This is a genomic window from Streptomyces sp. AcH 505, assembly GCF_000818175.1.
Lineage (GTDB): Bacteria > Actinomycetota > Actinomycetes > Streptomycetales > Streptomycetaceae > Streptomyces.
Genome location: NZ_JTIY01000001.1, coordinates 2,766,085 through 2,788,475 on the forward strand (window position 1 = coordinate 2,766,085; position 22,391 = coordinate 2,788,475).

23 protein-coding genes and 1 tRNA gene are annotated in these 22,391 nt (G+C 67.1%); 10 read left to right on the top strand and 14 right to left on the bottom strand.

The features are described 5' to 3' along the window. The first annotated feature begins 33 nt into the window (after window positions 1-33). Window positions 34-97: transfer RNA gene (locus HY68_RS42765), tRNA-Thr, on the top strand. Window positions 98-199: 102 nt separating this feature from the next. Here the strand turns inward: HY68_RS42765 and HY68_RS12715 are convergent. Together HY68_RS12715 and HY68_RS40055 are read right to left on the bottom strand one after the other, a co-directional pair. After that, window positions 200-1,339, bottom strand: a complete 1,140-nt coding sequence (locus tag HY68_RS12715) for a tyrosine-type recombinase/integrase (RefSeq protein ID WP_041988186.1) — start codon at window positions 1,337-1,339, stop codon at window positions 200-202. 53 nt (window positions 1,340-1,392) lie between these two features. Then, window positions 1,393-1,917 carry a helix-turn-helix transcriptional regulator gene (locus HY68_RS40055; RefSeq protein ID WP_198533260.1) on the bottom strand — a complete coding sequence of 175 codons (525 nt, stop codon included), beginning with the start codon at window positions 1,915-1,917 and terminating at the stop codon, window positions 1,393-1,395. 62 nt (window positions 1,918-1,979) lie between these two features. Here HY68_RS40055 and HY68_RS12725 point away from each other — a divergent pair, with 62 nt between their 5' ends. The 7 genes from HY68_RS12725 (at window position 1,980) to HY68_RS12755 (ending at window position 11,287) form a co-directional block, all read left to right on the top strand. Continuing rightward, window positions 1,980-2,210 (top strand): hypothetical protein, encoded by a 231-nt coding sequence (locus HY68_RS12725; RefSeq protein ID WP_041988189.1) that lies wholly within the window; start codon window positions 1,980-1,982, stop codon window positions 2,208-2,210. A gap of 244 nt (window positions 2,211-2,454) precedes the next feature. Then, window positions 2,455-3,315, top strand: coding sequence for a bifunctional DNA primase/polymerase (locus HY68_RS12730; protein ID WP_041988191.1), 861 nt, complete (start codon window positions 2,455-2,457; stop codon window positions 3,313-3,315). Then, on the top strand, window positions 3,312-4,574 hold the full coding sequence (locus HY68_RS12735) for a DUF3987 domain-containing protein (RefSeq protein ID WP_157874336.1): 1,263 nt from the start codon (window positions 3,312-3,314) through the stop codon (window positions 4,572-4,574). The genes HY68_RS12730 and HY68_RS12735 overlap by 4 nt, the downstream gene beginning before the upstream one ends. A 157-nt stretch (window positions 4,575-4,731) precedes the next feature. Continuing rightward, window positions 4,732-4,974 (top strand): hypothetical protein, encoded by a 243-nt coding sequence (locus HY68_RS12740; protein WP_041988195.1) that lies wholly within the window; start codon window positions 4,732-4,734, stop codon window positions 4,972-4,974. After that, on the top strand, window positions 4,971-5,636 hold the full coding sequence (locus HY68_RS12745; RefSeq protein WP_041988197.1) for a hypothetical protein: 666 nt from the start codon (window positions 4,971-4,973) through the stop codon (window positions 5,634-5,636). The genes HY68_RS12740 and HY68_RS12745 overlap by 4 nt, the downstream gene beginning before the upstream one ends. Continuing rightward, window positions 5,636-6,478 (top strand): hypothetical protein, encoded by an 843-nt coding sequence (locus HY68_RS12750; protein WP_041988199.1) that lies wholly within the window; start codon window positions 5,636-5,638, stop codon window positions 6,476-6,478. The genes HY68_RS12745 and HY68_RS12750 overlap by 1 nt, the downstream gene beginning before the upstream one ends. 747 nt (window positions 6,479-7,225) lie before the next feature. Beyond that, entirely contained in the window at window positions 7,226-11,287 is a 4,062-nt protein-coding gene (locus HY68_RS12755; protein ID WP_052457087.1) for a hypothetical protein, read from the top strand. Window positions 11,288-11,468: 181 nt separating this feature from the next. Here the strand turns inward: HY68_RS12755 and HY68_RS12760 are convergent, their stop codons facing one another. Further along, complete coding sequence (locus tag HY68_RS12760; protein WP_041988203.1) at window positions 11,469-11,696, bottom strand: hypothetical protein; 228 nt, start codon at window positions 11,694-11,696, stop codon at window positions 11,469-11,471. A 146-nt stretch (window positions 11,697-11,842) separates the two neighbouring features. Between HY68_RS12760 and HY68_RS12765 the strand changes: the two genes are divergently transcribed. Further along, on the top strand, window positions 11,843-12,088 hold the full coding sequence (locus HY68_RS12765) for a GntR family transcriptional regulator (RefSeq protein WP_041988206.1): 246 nt from the start codon (window positions 11,843-11,845) through the stop codon (window positions 12,086-12,088). A gap of 109 nt (window positions 12,089-12,197) precedes the next feature. On the opposite strand, the gene HY68_RS12770 is transcribed toward HY68_RS12765, so the two are convergent. The 11 genes from HY68_RS12770 to HY68_RS12815 form a co-directional block, all read right to left on the bottom strand. After that, the gene (locus tag HY68_RS12770; protein ID WP_041988210.1) at window positions 12,198-14,042 is read right to left on the bottom strand and encodes an FtsK/SpoIIIE domain-containing protein; all 1,845 of its coding nucleotides are present in this window, start codon (window positions 14,040-14,042) and stop codon (window positions 12,198-12,200) included. Between the two features lie 82 nt (window positions 14,043-14,124). Next, window positions 14,125-14,295, bottom strand: coding sequence for a hypothetical protein (locus HY68_RS42770; protein WP_157874337.1), 171 nt, complete (start codon window positions 14,293-14,295; stop codon window positions 14,125-14,127). Between the two features lies 1 nt (window position 14,296). Next, entirely contained in the window at window positions 14,297-14,596 is a 300-nt protein-coding gene (locus HY68_RS42775) for a hypothetical protein (protein ID WP_041988212.1), read from the bottom strand. Beyond that, complete coding sequence (locus HY68_RS12780) at window positions 14,593-15,303, bottom strand: hypothetical protein (protein ID WP_041988214.1); 711 nt, start codon at window positions 15,301-15,303, stop codon at window positions 14,593-14,595. Before HY68_RS12780 ends, HY68_RS42775 begins: the two co-directional genes overlap by 4 nt. Beyond that, entirely contained in the window at window positions 15,303-15,497 is a 195-nt protein-coding gene (locus HY68_RS12785; protein WP_041988217.1) for a hypothetical protein, read from the bottom strand. The genes HY68_RS12780 and HY68_RS12785 overlap by 1 nt, the downstream gene beginning before the upstream one ends. Next, the gene (locus HY68_RS12790; RefSeq protein WP_041988219.1) at window positions 15,494-15,916 is read right to left on the bottom strand and encodes a hypothetical protein; all 423 of its coding nucleotides are present in this window, start codon (window positions 15,914-15,916) and stop codon (window positions 15,494-15,496) included. The genes HY68_RS12785 and HY68_RS12790 overlap by 4 nt, the downstream gene beginning before the upstream one ends. Then, window positions 15,913-16,410 (bottom strand): hypothetical protein, encoded by a 498-nt coding sequence (locus HY68_RS12795; RefSeq protein WP_041988221.1) that lies wholly within the window; start codon window positions 16,408-16,410, stop codon window positions 15,913-15,915. The genes HY68_RS12790 and HY68_RS12795 overlap by 4 nt, the downstream gene beginning before the upstream one ends. 343 nt (window positions 16,411-16,753) lie before the next feature. Continuing rightward, window positions 16,754-18,151, bottom strand: a complete 1,398-nt coding sequence (locus HY68_RS12800; protein ID WP_041988224.1) for a tyrosine-type recombinase/integrase — start codon at window positions 18,149-18,151, stop codon at window positions 16,754-16,756. Window positions 18,152-18,213: 62 nt separating this feature from the next. Continuing rightward, the gene (locus HY68_RS12805) at window positions 18,214-18,417 is read right to left on the bottom strand and encodes a helix-turn-helix domain-containing protein (RefSeq protein ID WP_041988227.1); all 204 of its coding nucleotides are present in this window, start codon (window positions 18,415-18,417) and stop codon (window positions 18,214-18,216) included. Between the two features lie 465 nt (window positions 18,418-18,882). After that, window positions 18,883-20,358 carry a hypothetical protein gene (locus tag HY68_RS12810; protein ID WP_041988231.1) on the bottom strand — a complete coding sequence of 492 codons (1,476 nt, stop codon included), beginning with the start codon at window positions 20,356-20,358 and terminating at the stop codon, window positions 18,883-18,885. Window positions 20,359-20,360: 2 nt separating this feature from the next. Further along, window positions 20,361-21,218, bottom strand: coding sequence for a bifunctional DNA primase/polymerase (locus HY68_RS12815; protein ID WP_041988234.1), 858 nt, complete (start codon window positions 21,216-21,218; stop codon window positions 20,361-20,363). A 128-nt stretch (window positions 21,219-21,346) separates the two neighbouring features. Here HY68_RS12815 and HY68_RS12820 point away from each other — a divergent pair, with 128 nt between their 5' ends. Further along, window positions 21,347-22,360, top strand: a complete 1,014-nt coding sequence (locus tag HY68_RS12820; protein ID WP_041988236.1) for a hypothetical protein — start codon at window positions 21,347-21,349, stop codon at window positions 22,358-22,360. The last annotated feature ends 31 nt before the right edge of the window (window positions 22,361-22,391 follow it).

Below are 22,391 nucleotides of genomic sequence, written 5' to 3' on the forward strand. Positions count from 1 at the left end.
GCTGGACTTCCGGAGTAGGCCAGAGGCCCCCGGAGTGAGCTGGAGTGAAAACCTTGCACTTGTAATGCGTAGGTCGTCGGTTCGAATCCGACAGGAGGCTCAGGGTAAAGGTGCTGGTCAGGCCGTATGTGCGTACTCCCCTCCGCAAGATCATCGCGGAGGGGAGTACGCATTTTGTACGCACCGGCCAGAGCAGCCCCTACGTGGACGTTCGGGTTCGCTTGCTCAACGCGGCACTGCGGCCAGCGTCGAGCGCGTCGGCCACCTCGTCGAGTCGGTCCGGCCAAAGGTGCCCGTACACGTCCAAGGTCATGGCCGCCGACTTGTGGCCCAACATCAATTGGACGACCTTGACGTCGGCGCCGGCCGCGATGGCGAGCGAGGCGGCCGTGTGGCGCAGCTTGTGTGGCGTGATCCCGAGGTCTGCCAGCCCGGCCACCTTAACCGCCGGGTCGAAGATCCTGTTGCGGAAGTTCGCGTACCGCAGCGGTCCGCCTTCAGGTGCGGTGAACAGCAGATCGTTCGCGCCCTTGCCCTTGGTCAGCTCGGCCAGCTCGTCTGCGAACGACCGCGGCAGGGGCACGGAGCGCTTCTCGTGGTTCTTCACCGGACCCAGAGCCAGTACGCCCTTGACGTCGGTGTAGTTCTGTACGACCCGGATGCGGCGGGTCTCCAGGTTGAGCCGGCCAACCTTGATGGCGGATGCCTCAGCCCAGCGGATCCCGCAGTAGCCGAGGACCAGCACTAGGCGCCATTGATCGCCAGCTCCCTCGGCCAGGCGCTCCAGCTGCTCGTGTGTGAGGTAGACGTGCTCGTCGTCCTCGATCTTCACGGGAAGATCGTGATCGTGGAACGGGCTTGCGGCTATCCGATTGGAGATCACCGCACGCTTCATGACCATGCCACCGACGCGGTACGTCTTCGTCACCCGGGCCGGCCCCAGCTTCCTGCCACGCTTCCCGGGCTGCTCGCACAGATCCGTGAGCCACGCTGACACGTCTTCCCACCGCATGCTGCTGACCTGCCAGTCACCCCACTTCGGGATGACGTAGTTGTCGAGCAGTTCGCGATAGTCGTTCTTCGTTGTCCGCCCCTGCTTCCGCAGCGAGCCGTACCACTCCTCGGCCACGGCCTTGAACGCGGCCTTGCCTGACTGCGGGTCCCGGTACGAACCCTTGTCGAGCCTGGCCGTGATCGCGTTCTTCTCGGCCTCCGCCTGGGGGAGCTTGGCGAACGTCAGCGCCTTGTCCTTGCCGTCCGGCCCGTACCAGCGCACCCGCCAACGACCCGGGGGATTCCGCTTGCTGCCAGCCTTCTTGGCGTCCCGCCAGCGCTCCATAGCCCGGCGGTAGTCGGCGTGGGTCTCGCGATCTTCGATCCATACGCGGGCCACTAGTCGGCCTCGCCTGCGCCGAATTGCATGCGCCGGCCGCCGGGTCGGGCGTACAGCTGGAACTGGAGGATGGCGCCGTTCGGGTCGCCGGGCTCGATGCGCTCGATCGGCAACTGGCCGTCCATCCAATCCCACGCTGTCTCTGCGCCGACCGTGCCAACGCCTGTGATCTCGACACTGACCGACGGGTCGTCGGTCAGTGGCAGCAGGAGGGTTGAAGGGGCGACACGCAGGGCGGCGGCCAGCGCTACCAGCTCGTCGACAGTCACCTGCCGCTCGCCCTTTTCCATGCGGGTGATGCCCGAGGCGGGGATGGGGCGCTGCTTGCTCTCCAGCAGTCCGGAGAGCTGTCGCGTGGTCAGTCCCCGGATCTTCCGGAGCCGCGCCAAGTTTTCGCCCACCGTCTTGCCGGTCGGGCCTACCTCGATCGCACGTCGTCCACGCTGCTGCTCAGTCATGGGCATCAGCGTAAGCAACAGCGAGCGTCTTGTATTGCTGCCGGTATCGGCTACCATCTGGCTCATGGGTGCAGCATAGGATCACTTGTTGCACGTAAGCAACACATGAGTCTGGAAAGGATGGAACCGTGGCAAGGGAAACCGTCAGGGACGAGCTACTGACTCCCGTGCAGGTGTGTGAGAACTGGCCGTCCGTCTTCCCGAACACGCAGTCGCTCGCTGAGCGCAGGTGGCGGGGGACCGGCCCGGCCTACGTGAAGACGCATCCCGGAAGGTCGGGGCGGGTCTTCTACAAGACGTCTGCTGTCGAGAAGTGGATCGACGGGCTGACCATCGCGGGAGGGCAGGCCGCCGCATGACCGCAAACACAGAAATGACCCGCCTGGACCGCGGGTCATTTCAGGAAGTCCTTGGTGGTGGACCGAGCACCACCGTACCGCTGATCGCCCGGCCTGTCGTGGTCCTGACCGCCGGCCGTATCGAGTACGCGGCCCGCTGCCCCAGCTGCCAGAACTGGCACCGACACGTCAGCCTCGGCAAGAAGACGGGCCCGTGTGGCGCCCGGTACCTGCTGCAGCCCAAGTCAAAGCTGCGGGGGGCCGCATGACCAACTGGGAGACCGCCCTCAACAGTGCGCTCTACGCCATCACGCGCGGGTACGCCGTGTTCCCCCTCAGCATCAACAAAACCCCCGCCATCAAGTCCCCGCACGACAAGGGACACAGCTGCAAGGGGCGCTGCGGAAAGCCGGGACACGGCGTTCACGACGCAACCACCGACCCCGCCTATGCCCGTCATCTCTTTGACCTGTCCTCGCGTGCGACCGGCTACGGCATCGCCTGCGGAGGCAAACTCATCGGGCTCGACCTCGACCGCAAGCACGGGGTCGACGGCTGCGCCACGCTCAACCAACTCGCAGCCGGGCACGGGTTCGAGATCCCGCAGAGTCAGACGATCTGCACCCCGTCCGGTGGGTTCCACGTGTGGCTCGCTGCCCCGGCTGGCCTCTCCGTACCGAACTCTGCTGGTCGCCTCGGCCCCGGCATCGACGTGCGAGGAACTGGTGGGTACCTGGTCGGCCCCGGCAGCATCGGGCGCGCCGGCGACTACGGGTTGCACCCCAAGCTGGGAGAGGTCGACGTCCAGCCGGTACCCGAGCAGCTGCTCAAGCTCATGCTGCCCGCCCCGGTGACGCGTCGGATCCCACGGGCTGACCCATCACCCGTTACAGCCAGCAGGGCGCTGGACGGCCTTGTACGGGTCGTTCTCAACGCGCCCGAAGGTACGCGTAACGACCGCCTGTACTGGGCTGCAGCCAAGGCGTGGGCTCACGTGGATGACGGGCATATGGCAGCAGCCGATGTTGAGGCTGCCCTCGTCGAGGCCGCTGTCCGGCAGGGTCTCTCCGCGGGTGAAGCCATGCGGACCGTGGCGTCCGCGAGGCGGGCGGGGGTGGCTGCATGAGCGATGCAGAGCCGGACGACCAGCCGTCTGCAACGGGCAGGCCCTGGCCTGTCCTCGACGACAGGGCGATGCACGGTCTGCCGGGTCGGATCGTCTCCGCGATCCTTCCGCACACCGAGGCAGATCCGGCCGCGATGCTGTTCACCCTGTACAGCGCCGCAGGGGCGATGATCGGCAAAGAGCCGCACATTCTGACGGGCGGTGTTCACCATGGCGCCCGCCTCTGGTCGCTCATCATCGGCCGGACCGCCGGCGGCATGAAGGGCACCTCTTGGGCGGAGGTTCGGCGGGTTCTCAAGCACACCGATCCGACGTTCCATGAGGACCGGATCATGGGTGGCCTCTCCTCTGCTGAGGGTCTGATCATCCAAGTGCGCGACCCGAGCGGCGACCCCGAGTCGGACTCTTACGACGAAGGGGCCACCGACAAGAGGCTGTTGGTCGTCGAGTCGGAGTTCGCGGCCGTCCTCGCCCAGGGCAAGCGGGAGGGCAACACACTCCTCCCACTCATCCGACAGGCGTGGGACGGCGGGACCCTCCGCACCATGACCGTCAAACCGAAGATCGCAACCGAGCCCCACATCGGGATGATCGGCCACATCACCCCGACCGAGCTCCGCATGAAACTGAATGAGGCGGAGCGGGCCGGCGGGACGATGAACCGATTCCTGCCCGTGCTCTCGAAGCGATCCAAGCTCCTCCCAGACGGAGGGGATCTCTCCGAGGCGGACGTCAAGGCGCTCGGCGCCGAGTTGAGCAGTGTCATCGTCAAGGCCACGACGATCGGTCAGATGCGGCGCAGCACCGACGCTGCTACCCGCTGGCGCCTGCTGTACGAGCGCCTGGCCGCCGATCACGCGGGAGACGGCCCGGTTGCCCAAGTGGTCGCCCGCGCTGCGCCCCAAGTCCTGCGGCTGTCCGTCATGGCCGCACTCCTCGACGGGTGCGACTACGTCGACCTTCCGCACCTCGAAGTCGCCGAGGCGATGTGGGACTACGCCGAGGACTCCGCTTGGTACGTCTTCGGCGGGGGCTCCGGGAACCCCGATCTCGACCGGCTGAAGACGTTCGTCGATGAGGCCGGCGAGCCCGGGGTGACGCGTACCGACATCAACGCGAAGTGCTTCGGCCGCAACAAGAAGGCGTCCGAAGTCGACGCGCTGGTGGTCGAACTACTCAAGATCAACGGTTACGCAGAGTTCACCAGGCCAACGGCAGGGAGGCCGGTAAAGGGGGTGCGACGAATTAAGGCTAAGTAAGGAATTAAGGGTCTGACCTGCAGAAACGCAAGGGGCCTTAATTCGTCGGTACGAATTAAGGCCCCGCCTCGGGCCGCCTCTGACCTGCTTCTTTCCTTCTTTCGGCTTAGTTCGTAGCCGTCCAACCATCCGGCAGCACAGTGACAAGGAGTGACCAATGTCCGACCCCTACCTGACGAGCTACGGAGTAGTCGTGGCCGCCCTGCGGGACGACCCGGAAGCGATCCGCGCCCTATTCGCCGGCCTCACGCCCGCGGAGATCGCAGCGACCGCGGAGGGCGCCGTGCTCGCCATGGCAGGCACGCTCCGCGAACACCTCGACCCCCACACCATCCAGTCCATGATCCGCGCCGTGCAGCAACTCGCCCAGCACGACGCAGCAGAAGGGAAAACACGATGACTACCGACTACCAGCGCATGTTCAACCAGTCCGCGGTCGACTACACCGCCGACTTCCAGAAGCAGATGGACGCCCACCGGGCGAAGGCCGCGGCCGTCCGCGAGAACGCAGAGACGCTGCTGGGCAGGATCAGCGAGCGCAAGGATCTGACCCCCGAAGCTGCCCGCGCAGCTGCGGCCCGCATCTACAAGCCGGCCTGCGAGCAGATGCGGCAGATGCTCGACCAGCACATCGAGAAGGTCACGCAGCACAAGCAGAAGCTTGCGCAGAAGGCATTCGGTTCCGACCCGACCAACGACCCCGCGAAGGCCATGATGCGCCGCCAGGCACGGCAGCAGGCCGCCACCCTCACCGACCCCGACGCCGCCAAGCGGATGCTGGCAGAGGCCAAGTTCGACGGTGACGTACACCTCGCCCGCGCCACCGCGGCGGTCGCCTACGAGAACGGGTGGCACGACGTCGTCGACGCCTGGAACTCGGATGGCAGCAACAACGCCTCCATGCGCAGCCTGATCGAAATGCGTCAGCTGCCGGACACCAAGGACCCGGCGTGGCGGATCAACACGGCCGCGTCCTACGCGCCCCCCATGCCCGGCGTCCTCGAAGGCATGAAGCCCCACGAGATCAGCCGCGCTGCCGAAGCTGACATCGAGGTCAACTGATGTTCGAAAACGACACCCACCGGGCGGAGGGCGCCGTCAAGGCTGCCCGCCGTCGCGGTCTCGCCGTACCCGACGAGATTGATCACGTGGCCAGCATGTGGAAGGTGGTTGTCGACGCCTCCCACATGCGGCCCCCGAGCCGGCCCACCCTCGACGACATCCCCGCAACGCCCGAGGAACTGCGGGAACTCATCGAGCAGCGAGCCCACGCCCACCGCATCGCCAAGGCGCACAACGCGATTGGCAGCGACTTCCTCGAACCCGTCGCCCGGAAGTACAACGCCCTCGTCCGCGAGCGGGTACCCGGCTGGATCATGGCACTGCAGCCTGAGTTCAACGGGCTCATCAAGCAGCTGCGCGTGCAGGCGAAGAAGCTGCCCGACAACCTCGACGTGACCTGGCTCAACTGGGATGACCCGGCAGTCACCACAGCATGGGAGAAGGCGGAAGGTGTCGCCTTCCAGCTGGATCAGATCGTCTCCGACAGGCAGGTCATCGCCAAGGCAGGCGACCTGCAAGGCGAAGGCGGCAACGACAACCAGCTGTACGCGGTTGCCAAGCTGCCCGAGCCGACACGGCAGGGCGTCGTCGACCACGTCATGCGCGACCACATCTCACCTGAGATCCAGCGGTGGCGTGAGTTCAAGCATCAGCCTGTCTCAAGGTGGCTGCAGCTGGCTCGCTCGCAGCACCTGACCATCGAGCTGGCCACACCGAGCGAGGTACGCGCACGGGCCGCACTGCGAGGCAAGTGGATCGAGGCCATCGCAGTGCGAGGCGTCGCACCACAGCCCACTGAGCGCGCCCTGAGGGCAGTCGACCAGGCACTCAGGGCTGCGTGACCCCATGAACGTCGGTGTCCACGCAGGCAGCCAAGGGATCACTGGGCATGACGACTTGGCGCACCCTGGCACGGCTGACCCTCCACAGCCGGCGACACCGACCGCGCGGCCTGGCTGGCAGCCACCAGTCGGCCAGGTCGCGCACCCCAAACCAGGACGATCCCACCAGGGGACGGCCCCCTCGGGGTCATCCCTGGTGGGATCGGGGGCTATAGCTCCCGGGGATCCGTTCGGGTTCCCAAGGCCGCGACCTGCGGAAACGCAGCGCCCCCCAGCGGCCCCCAGACGGCCCGCACAAAGCCGCAGGTCGGGGGCCTGTAGCCGTGACACTCAGGGGTTCCGGGGTCGGGAAAACAGGAACCAGCCGCTTGCAAAAGCGGGGGTGCTACACGGTCCCGAGGCGCAGAGGACCCCCTATCGGGGTCCTGGCCCAGGGGTTCCAAGGCCGAATTCCCCAGACCCGTAGGCGGCCTCGACTGCAATACGCGCCGGTCCCCGCAAGATCCACCCCGGGGATCCCGGCCCACTGCCGCTTGATCCACATATGAACCTTTCGACAGGGGTTTCCGCGCCAGCCCTGCGACATCCAAGGACTGGCTTATGGCTATCTCTGTGGGATCCGTCGAGGTCGACGTCATCCCGAACACTCAGGGCATCTATGCCCGTCTCCGGGACGGTCTGGTACCGGCTGCGACGCGTGCTGGTGAGGATGCAGGCAACGCAGCTGGACACGCGTTTGGCCCGGCGATGCAGGGTGCTGTCGGCAACGGCATCGGTACGACCATCGGTCAGCAGATCGGTGCGCAGATCGCGGCCCGTATCGCTGCTGAGATCCGCGACGCGATGGCTCAGGGCATCACCCAGGGCGGTGCGCAGGCCCGTGCAGCGTCGACCCGTCAGGGTGGTGAAGCTGGAGGGGCGTTCGGCCGCACGTTCCGTACCCGGGTCGAGGCCGCCTTGCGGAGCCTGCCTGACATCACGATCGGCGCTAACACCTCCGAGGCGGACGCGGACATCCGTGCACTGCGGGTGCAGCTGGAGACGCTGGCAACCCAACGCGTCGGCATCGACGTGGATGCGGAGACGGCCCGCCGGCAGATAGACGAGCTGGAACGGGAACTCACCCGTCTTGGTGCGGCGAGCCCGGACATCAACGTCCGCATCAACGTCCGTGCGGCGACCGCCCAGTTGGCTGCTTTGCGTGCGGACATTGCCCGCCTTGACGGGCAGGACGTCGACATCGACGCGGACGTCGACACCAGCCGGGCGATCACCGGGTTCAGCAATCTGACCACCGTGGCGGTGGGGTTGGGTCCGGCGATCATCCCGGTTCTGGCCACGGTCGGCGCGGGGCTTGGTGCGATTGCGTCGGCTGGCGTGTCGGCGGCGGCTGGGGTTGGTGCTGTCGCCTTGGTGGCGATCCCTGCGTTCAAGCAGATCGGGTCCGCCCTGCAGGCACAGAAGGCCGCTCAGGACGCTGCCACCCAGTCGACGGGCAACGGCGCCGCCGCAGCTGTGGCAGCCCAGCAGCGCGCCATTCAGATGGCGACAGCAACGCAGGGGCTGGCGACGGCGGAACGCAACGGCGCCCGGCAGATAGCCACCGCCCAAGAGGGCGTAACGAAAGCCCGGCAGAACGCTGCGTCGGTGGCCGCCCAGGCGTCCCAGCGGACCCAGGCTGCGGCCCGTGCTGTGCAGGACGCGGAGAAGCAGCTGGTGTCCGCGCAGAAGGACGCTGTCAGGGCGCAGCAGGATCTGACGACGGCCCGCAAGGATGCCGCCCAGCAGCTGCAGGACATGAACGACCGGCTTGCCGGCTCCGCCCTCGACGAGCGTGCGGCGGTCCTGCGGGTGCGGGAAGCCCAGGACGAGCTGACCAAGTCTCAGGCGGCCGGCTCGAAGGCCACCCAGCTTGACCGTGATCAGGCGCAGTTGGCCTACGACCAGGCCGTGCAGGGGCTGAAGGATCAGCAGAAGGAAAACGCCCGGCTGAAGACGGAGACGGCTGCGGCGAACAAGGCGGGGGTCGAGGGCTCCGACACGGTCCTGAGCGCCCAGGACCGGCTGTCTCAGGCCAAGCAGCACGTAGCCGACCAGGCGGTTGCCGTGCGGGACGCGGAAGCCGCACAGTCCCGGCAGGCGGTGCAGAACGCCCAGGATGTGGCGGAGGCTCAGGGCCGCATCGTCGAGGCGCAGAAGAGCGTGGCTGTCGCCCAGCAGTCGGCGGCGGATTCGGTGGCGTCGGCGCAGCGTCAGATCCAGTCGGCGCAGATGTCGTCGGCAACCGGGTCGGACGCGGCGGCCACGGCTCAGGCCAAGTACCGGGCGGAGCTGGCCAAGCTGACCCCGTCCGCGCGGGACACGATGACCGCGTTCACCGGGCTGAAGACGGCGTTCAGCGGATGGTCGCGGAGCTTGCAGCCGCAGGTGATGCCCATCTTCACGCTAGGGCTGAACACGATCCGCAAGATTCTGCCGCAGCTGACGCCGCTGGTGGTGGCCGCGTCCGGTGCCGTGATGGGCCTGATGCGGTCCTTCGCCAGTTGGGTGGAGGGCGGCGGTATCAAGCGGGTGGTCGCCTGGTTGTCGACGACGGCCGGCTCGTCCATCCGGGGGTTCGGGCAGATCGTCGCCAACATCTTCAGCGGGATCGGCGGCATCCTCCGGTCGTTCGCCCCGTCCTCGCAGACGGTGGTGGCATCCCTGGTGCGGCTCACGGCGCGCTTCCGGGAGTGGGGCCAGTCCGGTACGGGTGTGCGGTCGCTGCTCGCCTACGTGCGGGATGTGGGTCCGACGGTCGGCGAGTTCTTCAAGAACGCGGCGATCACCGTGGGCAGGCTGGTGCAGGCGCTCGCCCCGCTCGGCGGTGTGAGCCTGATGGTCATCAACATGATGGCGCGGCTGACCGCGTCCATTCCGCTCCCGGTGCTGAAGATCCTCACCACTGTGGTCGCAGGCGCCATCGTGGGGCTGCGGCTGTACGCGTTGACGATGACGGTCGTCGCCGCGGCACAGAAGGCGTGGACGATCGCTCAGACCGTGTTCAACGCGGTGATGTCACTGAGCCCGCTGACCATCATCATCATCGCGATCATCGCGTTCGCTGCCGCGGTCGTCATCGCCTACAAGAAGTCGGAGACGTTCCGGGCGATCGTCCAAGCGGCGTGGGCTGGGATCCAGGCGGGCGCGAAGGCGGTGATCGGCTGGTTCTCGGGACCGTTCAAACGGTTCTTCACCGTGACGATTCCCGGCGTCTTCAACACGGTCATCAACTGGGTTAAGAAGAACTGGCCGTGGATCCTCGGCGCCCTGACAGGACCGATCGGCCTGGCGGTGGTGTACATCGTCAAGCACTGGGATCAGGTGCGGGCCGGTCTGTCCGCCGGCTGGAATTGGATCAAGAAGTGGGTCATCTCTCCGATCCAGGACTTCTTCACCAAGAAGATCCCCGGGTGGGCGGGCACCCTGAAGAACCGGGTAGTCGAGGCGTTTGAGAGCGCGGCGACCGGACTGGGCAAGGCGTGGGGGAAGATCCAGGAACTGGCCAAGAAGCCGGTCAAGTTCGTCATCGACCAGGTGTACAACAAGGGCATCGTCAAGACGTGGAACCTGATCGCGTCCGCTTTCGGTGCACCCCCGCTGGCCAAGATGCCACTCACCGGTTGGGCGACAGGTGGTGTCCTTCCCGGCTACACGCCTGGTCGCGACGTTCACCGCTTCGTCTCCCCGACTGGTGGCCGGCTCGACCTGTCCGGCGGCGAAGCCATCATGAGGCCGGAGTTCACCCGGGCTGTGGGCGGCGGGTTCGTCAACACCCTCAACAAGATCGCCACGACGCGGGGTGCGAACGGGGTCAAGGCCGCCTTGGCGCCCGCGCTCGGCGGGAACCCACTGCCCAGCCAGCAGTTCAAGGATGGCGGGATCTTCGGGTGGATCGGGAAGGCCGCATCGGGTGTCGGCTCCAAGGCGTGGGACGGGATCAAGAAGGGGGCCAGCTGGCTCACGGACGGGCTGGAATCGTCGGCTCGCGCTGGGGTCAGCCATGTTGTTGACCCGCTGCTGAAGAGGTTCCCGGGCGCTGACACCGGGTTCGGGAAGATGATCCGCCGCATCCCCACGAAGATCATTGACAGCCTCTTCGGGTACTCGAAGAAGGCCGACGCGAAGGGTGCCGGGGGGATCGGCGGGCCGAAGATTCAGACGGCCCTGAAGTGGGTCAAGACGCAGGCTGGCCTGCCCTATCAGTGGGCAGGTAATGGGTCACCTTCGTGGGACTGCTCAGGTCTGATGTCCGCGATCGAGTCTGTGATCCGTGGGGAGAAGCCGCACCGCCGCTGGGCGACCGGTTCGTTCTCCGGGAAGCAGGCGCCGCCCGGATGGGTCCTCAACGGCAAGTCGCCGTTCCAGATCGGCATCACCAACGCGGGCGTGGGCCACACGGCGGGCACCCTCGGCGGGACGAACGTCGAGTCGAGGGGCGGAGCCGGGGTTGTCGTCGGCCCGCATGCCCGCGGCTGGAACGATCCACTGTTCGGCAGCCACTACGGCTTCATGCCTGGCAAGTTCGACAGCGGCGGATACCTGCAGCCCGGCATGAATCTCGCGTACAACGGGACGGGCAAGCCGGAGCCGGTGCTGACGACACAGCAGCTCAGTGCGCTCACGGGGCGGGCCGGCAGTCAGGGGCCCGGCGACGTGAACGTGAAGGTGTTTGTCGGCAGTGAGGAAATCTCGAAGCTCGCACGGGTCGAGATCACGCACGCCAACCACGAACTGATGCAGGTGCTCAACGCGGGCGGCGGGAACTGACGCGGCGAGGGGTACGCACTGAGTGCGTACCCCTCGCTCGTGTGTCAGGTGGTGCGCTTGGTGTCCGGCAGCGGGCACAGCTTCTTGTGGACCCACACGGTCCAGCCGCCCCCGGAGTTGCCGGCCACGTCGAACGGCTCGGCCTCGGCGCGGGTCATGGGTTGGTCGCAGCGGGCGCAAGTCATGCGCGGGCCGCCCTCGATGCGCGCCACAGTTGGTGGCCTTCGTGGCACATGCTCCCGTCGACACTCTCCCGGCAGAAGCCGCAGTCGTCGATGTGGGCCAGGTGCTCGCGATGCGCGTCCAGCGGATCGGGCAGGGATGCGGTGGTGCGCAGCTCCATGTGGCCTTGCGCCCCGGACCCGCTGTCCTGGTACACCCAGGCTGTGCCGTCGGTAGTCTCGTCCATGTCGTCGCTCCCTCGAAGCGTCGTCCAAGCCCCGGGCCGTGCCATCGGCCGCGGGGGTTTTTCTTTCACCCGGATAGACCGTACTACCCCCTGCTACCCACGTGGCTAGCTATGGCGGGGCGTCCCTACCTACCTAGCTTTCGATCATGAGCATCGACCGTGAGGGGCCCGTACCGCCGTACCGGCAGATCGCCGACCAGCTGCGCGCCCAGATCGCAGACGGGACGCTCCCCGTCGGCCGGCGCATCCCGAGCCTGGTCGAGCTGGAGCAGCAGTACGGCGTGGCCCGCGACACCCTCCGCAAGGCGGTACGGGTCCTGAAAGACGAAGGACTCGTCGAGACGGTCAGCGGCATGGGCGTGTTCGTCATCGCCCAGCCAGACGGGGACTGACACCCAGAATCGGGTGAGGCTGCTAGGTCTGCTGGTCTTGCTAGATCGCAGGTGGGGAGGCTGCTAGACCCGTTGCTAGGGTCCAGCAGCCTCCCGCCGTCCAACAGGCCTACTCGCCGGCCGCCGCGCTGATGTCCGTCCGCTTGTATCCGCGCCCCACGTTCTTCCCCTCGCGGGTGATCTGCCGGACGGTCACGCCATGGAGTTCCTTCTTCAGCTGCTCGACAGACCAGTCGAGACGGTCAGCCAGTTCGGCGAACAGCAGTGCGTCATCGTCCTTGAACGCGGCGAGGACGGCGGGGAGGGTGCTCTCCTCCTCCTCGACGACCCACTCGGGGAGGGTGCCCGCAGCCTCGCGCAGCTGGTACGCGGTCTCGGCAACCCCGAACAGGTCGAAGTCGTCGAGGAGGAAGGACCGCATCATGGTGGGTTCGTTGCCGTCCGCGTCGAGGATGCCCAGGCCGCGGTGCGCACGGGAAATCTCCGAGGCGTTGAAGCCCCGCCCGACCGCGCCGGCACCGAGTACGGCGTTCGAGGCGATGGTGTCCGGGCAGCGCATCGCCCACCGCAGACTGCAGACACCCTTCAGCGATCCGGGGATCGCGTCCGACGTCATCCGCTGTGTGGCCAGGACCAGGATCACCCCGGCAGCGGGGCCACGGCTGGCGATGTCGACCATGACGTCAACGATCTCTTCGCCCAGGGGCGACGTGACGTAGTACCGGGTCTCGTCGACCACGGTCAGCTCGATGTCGACCTGAAGTGAGCGGCACAGATCCGGGGTCAGCTTCGAGCCGGCGCCCGCTTCGTCGAGCATGTCGAAGACCGCTTCCATCTGCTGCTGCATCTTCCGCAGATGCCGCAGCAGGCGGGCAGGGTTGCGCTTGACCGCCGTGTGGGCGACCTTCCGCCACGGGCGATGGTCGCCGGCTCCCTTCCCGTCGAACAGGTGAATCCTCGGCGTGACCGCGAGGGCCGCGGCTCCGACGATGGTGTTGGTTGCCACGGTCTTTCCGGCGCGGGGCTCGCCAGCGACCAGGAGGGAGGCGTCGACCAGGCGGAGGAACTCCCGTCCGCCACGCCCGTTGACCCCCACGGGGATGCCTGCCCAGAAGTCGAGCGGCTCGGTTCGGCCGATCAGGGGCGACGGGTACACCCGCAGGAACGGGTCATCCTTGGCGACGTAGATGTCGAGCAGCCCAGCGTGCGAGGGGACCAGGTCGAAGAACACCTGAGTCTCACCAACACCCAGGGCGGACGCGAAGTCCGCCTCCTTGCCCAGGGCCTTACGGGCTCGCTGACCGGGCGGCATCTTCAGCTTGGTCGACCAGCCCTGTCCCTCGTTCATGATCGGGCTGGCGAGGCGCATCTCCTCGACGTCCCGCCCGGTACCCAGCTTGGACACGACGGCCGCGCGGGTCACAGCGTTTTCGCCCGGGTTCTTACGGCTCAGCCCGGGGAAGACGAGCGGCGTCTTGCGGTCCCGCAACCGACGACGGACATCAACGGCCGCGCCGGTACCGAGGATCGCCGTTGCCGAGTACAGCGGGGTGTTCGGGTCGATGAGCCACCAGGACATTCCGAAGGTGACCAGGGACAGGCCGGTACTCCACCACAGGGTGTGGCGCCGGCGGGTACGCACCTTCTCGACGAACTCGGGTGACTCGCTGATGGCTGTGCGGTAGTCGTCGGCCCGCATCCACACCCAACCGGCCTTCAGCATCCGGGCCGTACCCGCGATCGGGGTGGAGACGATCAGGTACCCGGCACGGATCGCGGTCCATCCGTAGCGCCACCGCCGGGCGTGGTGGAGTACGACCCGCACCCATCCGCCGGACGTTCCGGGTACGGGCACGGGGACGTCGGGTACGACCTGCACCCGGGGTGCATCCGGCTCCGATTGGGGCGGCACAGACTCCGCAGCCTTGAACAGTTCGAGGACGTTCTCAGACATGATGTGTGTTCCTGTCTCGCGAGGGACGGGGTACACGGGGCGGCCGGATTCCTTGGTCGGGTACGGCCGCCCCGTGGCACTGCTACTTCTGCCGCTTCTTCTCCTCGCGCGCCTTGGCCTGCTTGGCGATGCGGTCGAGGGCGCGCTTCTGCTTCGAGGTCAGGACCCCGCCGCGCATGGCGGCGACGGCGCTGATGCGGGCGATGCGGGCCAGGTCGAGGTGCCCGATGTCGTCGTGGTCGGAGATCGACATGTCAACGCCCCTTCCGCACGTTGTTCCACAAGGACCAGAGGACCAGCACGCAGATGGTGAGGGACACGGCGGCGATGGCCACGGCCACGGCGGACACGGCCACGGTCAGCAGGAACACTGACCCGCCCACCCCAATCCCGATCCACTTCCCGGCCCCGCCCGACGCGGCCGGTACGGGCTGAGGGGCGGCCGGCTGCTGCGCCAGCTGCTGCGCCTTCAACGCGGCGACGATCAGGGCCAGCTGCGCCGAGTTGTCCGCAGCTTCGACCGCATCCTTGGCGGCCTTCTCGATGTCGCTCATGACGTCACCAGGGTCTTGCGGAACTCTTCCTGCAGCTCTTGGGCCCGCTTCTGCCCGACGCGCAGCTTGGTCTTGATGTCGCGGATGGTTGGCAGGATGCCGTCGCCCAGCTGCCCGCTGAAGTGGTCGGCGGCGTTGTCGATGCTCATCGGGGTGAGCGGGTCTTCGTCGCCTTCGAGTACGGCGTGTACTTCCGGACGGGTACGGGTCCCCTCGGCGGCGAACACCGGACGCGGCTGGGACTCCTCGACAGGTGCGTCGGGTACGGCCGCCTCGATCTCCGGGTACGACTCGGGTACACGCTCCATCGACACATCCGAAATACCGTTGCTAACAGCAACGCTTTCCGGCGCGGCAGGCTCGGCGTGCTCGGTGCGGGCGAGTGCGTGGGTACGCCAGATCGCCACGGGTACGAGCAGCGAGACGACGACGACCATGGGGATGTTGACGGTCATCACGTTCGCGTCGAGGAGATGCGCGGCCACCTGTGCCGCACCCATCAGGGCCAGCGACAGGGCCACATCGAACGCCCGGAACCACCGCAGCGCAGCCATGGCGTAGGCGTCGAGGGCAACGGGGAGCATCGCGGCGATGATCCCGTTGGCGCCCAACTGGCGGGCGAGGTCGTACTCGGCGGTGGCAGTGAACGCGATGCCCGCGGCGAGGGACACCCGCCGCAGCCACACACGCACGTCAGTGTTTTTCATCAGCGGCCCACCTCCGGGAGGGCTACGCGGATCGCCAGGTGCGCGAGGAGCTGTACGCCCGCACGGTCACCCAGACGGTTCGCTGTCAGAAGGTCCGCGAGGATCGCGGGCATGGGGGGCAGGGGCCGCGCCGACCGGGACACCGCGTTGAGTGCGATGTCCTCAGTCGGGCGGTTGATCATGTCGGTGCTCACCGGGCAGACCCCCGGATCACTTCGAGTTCGGCGGCCATGCCGTCGATGACATCGGCGTGCAACCGCAGCGACTCGGCAACCTTGCGGGCGCCGGCCGGACCGAACTCCAAGTCGTCGCCCGCCTGGTCCTCGACGAGCAGGTACACACCCGAGTCGTCACGGAACGGGAACTGCATGAACGACACCGGAAGGTGTCCGGCTTCCCCGTACTCGGCCGTGACCGAAAGCGCCCAGATCGGGTCGCTGCGGTGGACGATGTTCGCCTTGGCGACGCGGTTCGGGTAGGAGTGGCCGTTGGTGCACCAGTACGGGCAGTCGAGGCGGATCAGCCCATGGTCGACGGTGCTGACCGTGAGGCTGCCATCGTCGTTACGGGGCACCGGATGGGCCACGAAAGGCCCCTGGTCGTCGGCGCTCACCGGGCGCGATTCTTGTACTCGTTGCGGACGGCGACCAGCTGGGCGTGCGCCATGCGCAGCGCGTCCAGACGGCCAGCCAGCGTCTCGATGACCGTGGCCAGCTCGTCGGGGCCCATGCCCTCGATCCAGTGGTCGGTGATGAGTTCCATGCTGACGTGCGGCAGCCGGTACGCGAGGGTCGTGTCGAACGGCATCACGGACATGATGGTGGACAGCACCCGGAACTCTTCGGGCTCGCCGCTTACGTTGACCGGCAGGGTGACGTCGAGGCTGTCGGCCCTGCACTCGATGTCGTCGGCGGCCGTGACCGCATCGGCCTGGTGGCTGTGGTCCATCTCGCAGCCGATCATGCAGGTGATGGTGCGCTTCTCGCCGGTCGTCACGTCGGTGAACGACCAGGTCTTCGGCCCCTCCGCCGGCAGCTTCGGCCGGACGGGGCCGTTCTCCACGGCGCTCAGGATGGACTTGCTCTGGTTCGGTACGCTGCTGCGCATGGCTTGGACTCCCTGTAACGGAGGGGTTCGGGTCAAGGCCCTGCCCGGTGTCTCACCATCGGGCGGGGCCGTTTTTCTTCGGTGGAACTGATGCCATCTAACACCTTGTGGTGCTAAGTAGCAACACCTAGAAATACGGATGCCGTACACATGGGGGGTCTATACGGACCTATGGAGAGTTATACGGGGAGGGGTATTTCAGCAGGTCAGGGGGTGTTTTGTGATCGCCTAGCAGGTCACACGATTACCCTGAGAGACCTTGTAATGCGTAGGTCGTCGGTTCGAATCCGACAGGAGGCTCTGAAAACCCCAGCCCAGACCCCGCCTGAGCTGGGGTTTCTCGTTACCGGATGCGACGGCGACGCCGGGCGCGGGCCGCACGGCTGGCGCTGGTCTCAGTTGTGGTCTCAGCCGCGGGCTCGGCGGAGGGCTGGGCCGCAGGAAAGAAGGCATCTCCCATGCGCTGCATGGCGTCCTTCGACAGGTGGGACCGACCCTTCACGTACCGCCGCGTCTGACTGATCTGCGTGTGCCGAAGGATCTCCATGATCGTGGGCATGTCGACGCCCAGCTCGTTGAGGATCGTGCCGGCCGTATGGCGGCTTCCGTCGTAGAGACGTCGGTCACTGATGCCCGCTTCGGCAAGCAGTTCCTTGAACTCTTCCCAGTCGGCGCGAGGATCGAGCGGCCGACCGTCCGGGCGCGTGAATACCGCGTCGCACTCCTGCCAGGTGTCACCGGCCAGTGCCTTCGCTTCCGCCTGGTGAGCCTTGTGCTCGCGCAGATAGGGCACGAAAGGCGGCGGGATCGGAACGGGGTTCTGGCTCTTCTTGGTCTTCGGTCGGGTGTAGACCAGGCCGCCGCCCTTCCGCTGGGGGCAGGTGCTCGCGTGGGCGGTGCATGCCTTTGTGCAGGGCTTGGGGCAGCCGCGCGTGTAGCCCTTGTGCATGGTGCAGGCCGGCGGGCATGGCTCGAAGCGGTGGAGACGGGTACCGCAGGCGTGCGGGTCGTCGCATCCGTGCCGCCAGGTGAGCCGCTGTAGCTGCCACCGGGGGTGGAAGAGTTCCGCGTTGAGGTCGACGTAGCGCCACCGCAGCCCCAAGGTCTCGCCCTGCCGGAAGCCCATGCCGACACCGACGATCCATCGCATAAACGTGGGCCGTTTGGCTGCTGCCACCAAAAATGCCTTTGCCTGGTCCTGAGTGAAGGGGTTCGCTTCCGTCTCATCGACGGACGGAGGATCGACCAGGGTGGCGACGTTCTCGCCGATCATCCGGCGGCGGTGAGCGATCTTCAGCGCGCGCGAAAGGATGCGGTGCACCTTGAGCACGTGCGAGGGCGCGTGGCCAGCGTCGAGCATCGCCCGGTACATCTTCTCCAGGTGCTCCGGCTGAAGCTTGTCGAGCCGATGCTGCCCGACGCCAGGCACGATGTCGTTGCGGGTCTTGGACCAGTAGTCGTCCAACGAGCGCGGCTTGAGCTTGAGGCTCGCGATGTCGGTGAGGTAGGTGGTCATCCACACGGCCACGGTTGGCGGGCGTCCAGCCTTGGGTGCGCGGCCCTTGTCCCGGAGCGCTTCCAGCGCCTTCACCTTGCGCCGGATTTGGGGCTCCGTACGGGCTCTGCGGTGGCGACGGTCGGGATTGCCATCATCTTTGACGCCCATGGTGACGCGTCCGTGCCACCATCCGTCACTACCGAAGTAGACGGACGATTCCATGTTCGGCTTGCGGGGACTCATGGGTTCCTCCACACGACAGGCGACCCCGGGCCGTTGTCCGGGGTCGCCTGTCGTGATGCGTGTTAGTGGGGCAGTGGTTCGAGGTGGTCTACGTACGCTTCGAGGTCGCGTCGGCGGATGCGGCGGGAGCGGCCCTCTTTGACGTATTTCAGGACCCCGGCGGCCATCAGTTCGTAGACCGTCGATCGGCCGTAACGGAGAACGGCGGCGGCTTCCTCGGCGGTGTAGAGCAGTTGGTCGACGGGAGCGGCGGTCGGGGTGCTCATCCGGGTGCCTCCAGGGCAGTTCGGCATTGCCTGAAAGGGGAGTTGTGCGCGGTTCCTTGACCTGTCTGTCCGAAGTGTTGATTTCTGCGTCATTGCGTCATCAGCGTCATTCAGGCTTCTGACCTGCTGCTTTGTATGACGTAGCCGCCGGGGGGTGCGTCATCGGAGCGTCATGGGTTGCGTCATCGGATGACGCAGATGACGCAGGATGACGCAGAGCCTGCCGTCTGCGTCGTGCCTGTTTCCACTGGTCAGGTGCCGTTTTTCGGCCTGCATGACGCAGATGACGCAGCGTCTTCCCTCTTAGGACAAAGAGGGAGATGCCTGTAGTAGTTCGGTGCGTCTCACAGAGTGAAGAAGGAGCCGCTGCGCGGAGCGACCTTGGGCGGCGTTCCGCCGAACAGCAAGAGGAGCACCCCCAGGGCGTGTGGTGCTCCTCTTGCCTGTCTCGGTGGCCGATGCGGGTCAGAACGCCCGCTTCTGCTCGTGTGGGGCCGGGGCGGGCCGGCGGGTCATTTCGAGGTAGCGGCCCTCGCTGGTGCGCCCGGTGTCGATGAGGACGCCGCGGGCGGCGAGGGTGGGTTGGAGGCGCTTGAGCCGGTCGGAGAGGACTTTGCCGGTGGTCGGCCACCCTTTGGGCAGGGGGCGCAGTTCGTCGCCGCTGTAGAGGCGGCTGAGGCAGTGCAGCCACTCGGTGGACGTCATCCGCTGATCCCCGCCCGGCGTGATGGTGTCGGCATGCTGCAGGACGGTCTGCGCGAGGAGATCGCCCTCGATCACGTCGTCATTCAGGTCGTCCAGACTGGCCCGGTACGCCGGCAACGCTCCGAGGCTGGTTGCCGCGTCGAGCTGCGCGCACAAGTGGGCGAAGTCCGCCATCCGCAGATCGGTCGGGGTCTCCGCTTCGGCTGCGCGGACCTTGACGGTCAGGTCGAGGAGCGAGCCGAGGACGACGGGCAGGATCTCCGCGTACTCCGCCCACAGTTCGGCCTCGGTGCGCCGGACGCGGGGCCGCTCCAACCGCAGCGGCAGCAGCCGTTCCGCCAGGTCGGGCCGGATGACTCCCACGTCGATACCGGTCAGGAGCAGGGGCCGGCGGTAGCCGACGCGGAAGACGTCTCCGTCGGTGAACAGGGCGCGCTTGACGCTCTCGGCTCCGGTGACGATGCAGCACATGGCGTCGGACAGGTCCGGCGTCATGTGGGAGAGGTTGTCCAGAGCGGTGACCCAACCGGCCGCAACCGCGGCGATCAGGTTCTCCTCATCCTTCGGCGCCCGGCGCAGGTCACCGCTCATGCCCTCCACGATCCTGATCAGCATCCGCCCACCGGTGGACTTGCCCGCCCCTTGCGGACCGGTGAGGAAGGGCGCGGGGACGGGCACGGAGGGTCCGAGGCAGCCGATGAGCCACGCGATGGCCAGGCACTCGGTCTCCGCGTTGGCGAAGCTGCACAGGCGCATCAGCAGGTCGATGCCCTTGCCGTCCGTGTCCTTGGCCGGCAAGGGCAGTTCCCCGGTGAGCTGCGTGCGCCGCCAGCACACCTCGCGAGGGTCCGGAGTGAGGACATCCCAGCCGGCGGGGTGGATGCGGACGGACTGCCCGTCGTTGCGGCCCAGGTCCAGCCATGTCGCTCCGTCGAACCCGGGGGCCACGCGGATGTGGACGGGCTGCACGTCCTCGGTCAGTGCGAGTGCTTCGATCAGGTCCAACGCCTCCTTGAGCGCAGACCCGTTGAACGCGCCGCGTCCGTCCTTGTACAGGCCGACCATGAGTTCCTGCCGGTGGCTGCCGGTGGTGCCCTGGGAGCGGATCGGGCGGGCCACGGGGTGGCCGTTCTTCTGCGCGTACACGGTGCCCTCGGCGGTGCGGAAGTACCGGAAGTGGGCTTGCGCGTAGTCGGTGATGACCTCGCGGGCGGGTGTCTTCTCGTCGTCGGACATGGTCACAGTCCCAACCTGGTCAGGGCGTTGGTCCACGCGTCGGTGCAGTGCCGGGCCGACTCGCCCTTGGCCTGGGCTGCGGTGAACAGCTGGGCCATGTGGGCGTCGGTGAGGCAGCCGCACCGCCCGTGCGTCGACAGCACCGCGAGGAACGCCCGGTAGACGGTGGCGTGCACCGCCTCACAGGCCTCGGTGATGCGCTGTTCCGCCATGGCGATGCCACGGTTCAGGTAGGCAGGTGTGCGGTGCGGGCATGTCCCGCCCCCGGCCGGCGCGGGCACGGTGAGGGCCGCCGGTCGGACCGTGGCCGGCGCCCTCGTGGTCAGCACGCGCACGATGTCGGGCAGGGGCGCCATGGTGCCGGTGCCGGGACCGAGCCACCGGGCGTAGGACATAGTCGACTTGATGTCGACACCGGGCCGCACGGCGTTGGAGGACTGCATGGCACCGAGGTAGATCCAGTGCTCCCCACGCGTCGTCATCACGGCACGGGTGGCCGGCAGGTGCTCCCCCGCCCATGCCACGGCGGCGGCGTTGTCGAGGTCCACCACGGTCAGACCGGCGCCGCCAGGGTGGTAGGCGACCGCTTGCGCCTCGCGCCACGTTCGGGCCCACGGGCGTGAGGTGAGTACGGCCGTGTCGGTGGTCGCGGCGGCCCACCCGTGACACGGAGCGGGACAGGCGCACGCGCCAGCGCGCACCATGTGCGGGCGGTCGCCACACGCGGACCCGGCGCATACCGGGCAGTTCCCGAACGGGAGCTTGCCCGCCCGCAACGGGAGGACCGGCACACCTGTGGCGGCCAGTTCAAGGGCGGCGGTTATCAGGCACTCTCGCCTATTGGCAGTCGGTTGGGTCATGCTGGGTGCCTCCACTATTGAGTTGGGTGGATGAGGGCGGCCCCGGTCATTGGCGTGAGGGGGCCGCCCTTTTGGTTGCCGCGGGAAACGCGAAGGCGGTTGTCAGTGGCGACGGTTAGGGTCGTCGCATGCTGACCACTGTTGATCTTGTGCCGGGCCTTGTTACGACGCGCGATGCGATCGCGGCGGCCTTTGGCTGTGGCACGTTCCAGGGCATCGAGCCGGCTGTCGATGCCGGGAAGGTATTCGTCTACTCCGACCCGTCCGCAGGTGAGGAGTATGGGTACACCTTCGATGGCCGCGCTGAGGATGACGAGTTCGGTCCGCTGTACCTGTACACGGGCGCCGGCGCTGAGGGGGATCAGAAGCCCTCGGGCCGCAACGCTTCGCTGATCACTGCCGCGGAGAAGGGGCGTGAGGTGCACCTGTTCGTCGCTCACGGCAGGGTGCAGGGCGGCGGGGCGATGCGGCAGCGGTATATCGGGCAGATGGTGTTGGACCCCATCACGCCGTACGACATTCGCCGCGGCCCCGGCAGGGACCATGTGATGCGCGATGTGCTGGTTTTCCGATTCCGTCTCGCGCCGGGCACTACGCCGGGCTGGACGGAAGCTGACAAGCAGCCGCAGGCCACACAGACGACGATCGAGATCACCGACCCGGAAGTCGCGCTGCCAGCGCCCGTCGTGCTTCCGGCGCAGAGCGGCGCAAAGGTCAAGAAGACCGAGCAGCACACCACATCAGAGACCGTCGCGGACATCCCCGCCGGCCAGCGGAAGGTGCTGCGTCGCGAGGGGGAACTGGTGAAGGCTTTCGTGGCACATCTTGCCGCGGCAGGTCACAAGACCCACAGTTTCCAGATCACCGTCGAAGGCGAGCCGGGAACGCTGACCCCCGACTTGTACGACGCCGACGACCACGCCTTGTATGAAGGCAAAGGGCTCACGACCCGGGCCAACGTACGCATGGCCATCGGCCAGCTTGCCGACTACCGCCGGCACGTACCCAACAGCAAAACGCTTCGCGTCGCCGTACTGCTGCCCAGCGCCCCAACTCCCGACGTACGGAAGCTTCTTGCCGAGCAGAAGATCGCGCTTGTCTATCAGACCGATGACGGCTTTGCCGGCTGGCCCCTCACCTGAACTCCGCGGTACGAGGGGGTGAGCCGCGCTG

Bases quoted from the DNA above. Each gene is read 5' to 3' on its own strand.
- HY68_RS12715 (WP_041988186.1), bottom strand. From the start codon at position 1,339: ATGGAGCGCTGGCGGGACGCCAAGAAGGCTGGCAGCAAGCGGAATCCC.
- HY68_RS40055 (WP_198533260.1), bottom strand. From the start codon at position 1,917: ATGAGCCAGATGGTAGCCGATACCGGCAGCAATACAAGACGCTCGCTG.
- HY68_RS12730 (WP_041988191.1), top strand. From the start codon at position 2,455: ATGACCAACTGGGAGACCGCCCTCAACAGTGCGCTCTACGCCATCACG.
- HY68_RS12735 (WP_157874336.1), top strand. From the start codon at position 3,312: ATGAGCGATGCAGAGCCGGACGACCAGCCGTCTGCAACGGGCAGGCCC.
- HY68_RS12740 (WP_041988195.1), top strand. From the start codon at position 4,732: ATGTCCGACCCCTACCTGACGAGCTACGGAGTAGTCGTGGCCGCCCTG.
- HY68_RS12745 (WP_041988197.1), top strand. From the start codon at position 4,971: ATGACTACCGACTACCAGCGCATGTTCAACCAGTCCGCGGTCGACTAC.
- HY68_RS12750 (WP_041988199.1), top strand. From the start codon at position 5,636: ATGTTCGAAAACGACACCCACCGGGCGGAGGGCGCCGTCAAGGCTGCC.
- HY68_RS12755 (WP_052457087.1), top strand. From the start codon at position 7,226: ATGCAGGGTGCTGTCGGCAACGGCATCGGTACGACCATCGGTCAGCAG.
- HY68_RS12760 (WP_041988203.1), bottom strand. From the start codon at position 11,696: ATGGACGAGACTACCGACGGCACAGCCTGGGTGTACCAGGACAGCGGG.
- HY68_RS12765 (WP_041988206.1), top strand. From the start codon at position 11,843: ATGAGCATCGACCGTGAGGGGCCCGTACCGCCGTACCGGCAGATCGCC.
- HY68_RS12770 (WP_041988210.1), bottom strand. From the start codon at position 14,042: ATGTCTGAGAACGTCCTCGAACTGTTCAAGGCTGCGGAGTCTGTGCCG.
- HY68_RS42770 (WP_157874337.1), bottom strand. From the start codon at position 14,295: ATGTCGATCTCCGACCACGACGACATCGGGCACCTCGACCTGGCCCGC.
- HY68_RS42775 (WP_041988212.1), bottom strand. From the start codon at position 14,596: ATGAGCGACATCGAGAAGGCCGCCAAGGATGCGGTCGAAGCTGCGGAC.
- HY68_RS12780 (WP_041988214.1), bottom strand. From the start codon at position 15,303: ATGAAAAACACTGACGTGCGTGTGTGGCTGCGGCGGGTGTCCCTCGCC.
- HY68_RS12795 (WP_041988221.1), bottom strand. From the start codon at position 16,410: ATGCGCAGCAGCGTACCGAACCAGAGCAAGTCCATCCTGAGCGCCGTG.
- HY68_RS12800 (WP_041988224.1), bottom strand. From the start codon at position 18,151: ATGAGTCCCCGCAAGCCGAACATGGAATCGTCCGTCTACTTCGGTAGT.
- HY68_RS12805 (WP_041988227.1), bottom strand. From the start codon at position 18,417: ATGAGCACCCCGACCGCCGCTCCCGTCGACCAACTGCTCTACACCGCC.
- HY68_RS12810 (WP_041988231.1), bottom strand. From the start codon at position 20,358: ATGTCCGACGACGAGAAGACACCCGCCCGCGAGGTCATCACCGACTAC.
- HY68_RS12815 (WP_041988234.1), bottom strand. From the start codon at position 21,218: ATGACCCAACCGACTGCCAATAGGCGAGAGTGCCTGATAACCGCCGCC.
- HY68_RS12820 (WP_041988236.1), top strand. From the start codon at position 21,347: ATGCTGACCACTGTTGATCTTGTGCCGGGCCTTGTTACGACGCGCGAT.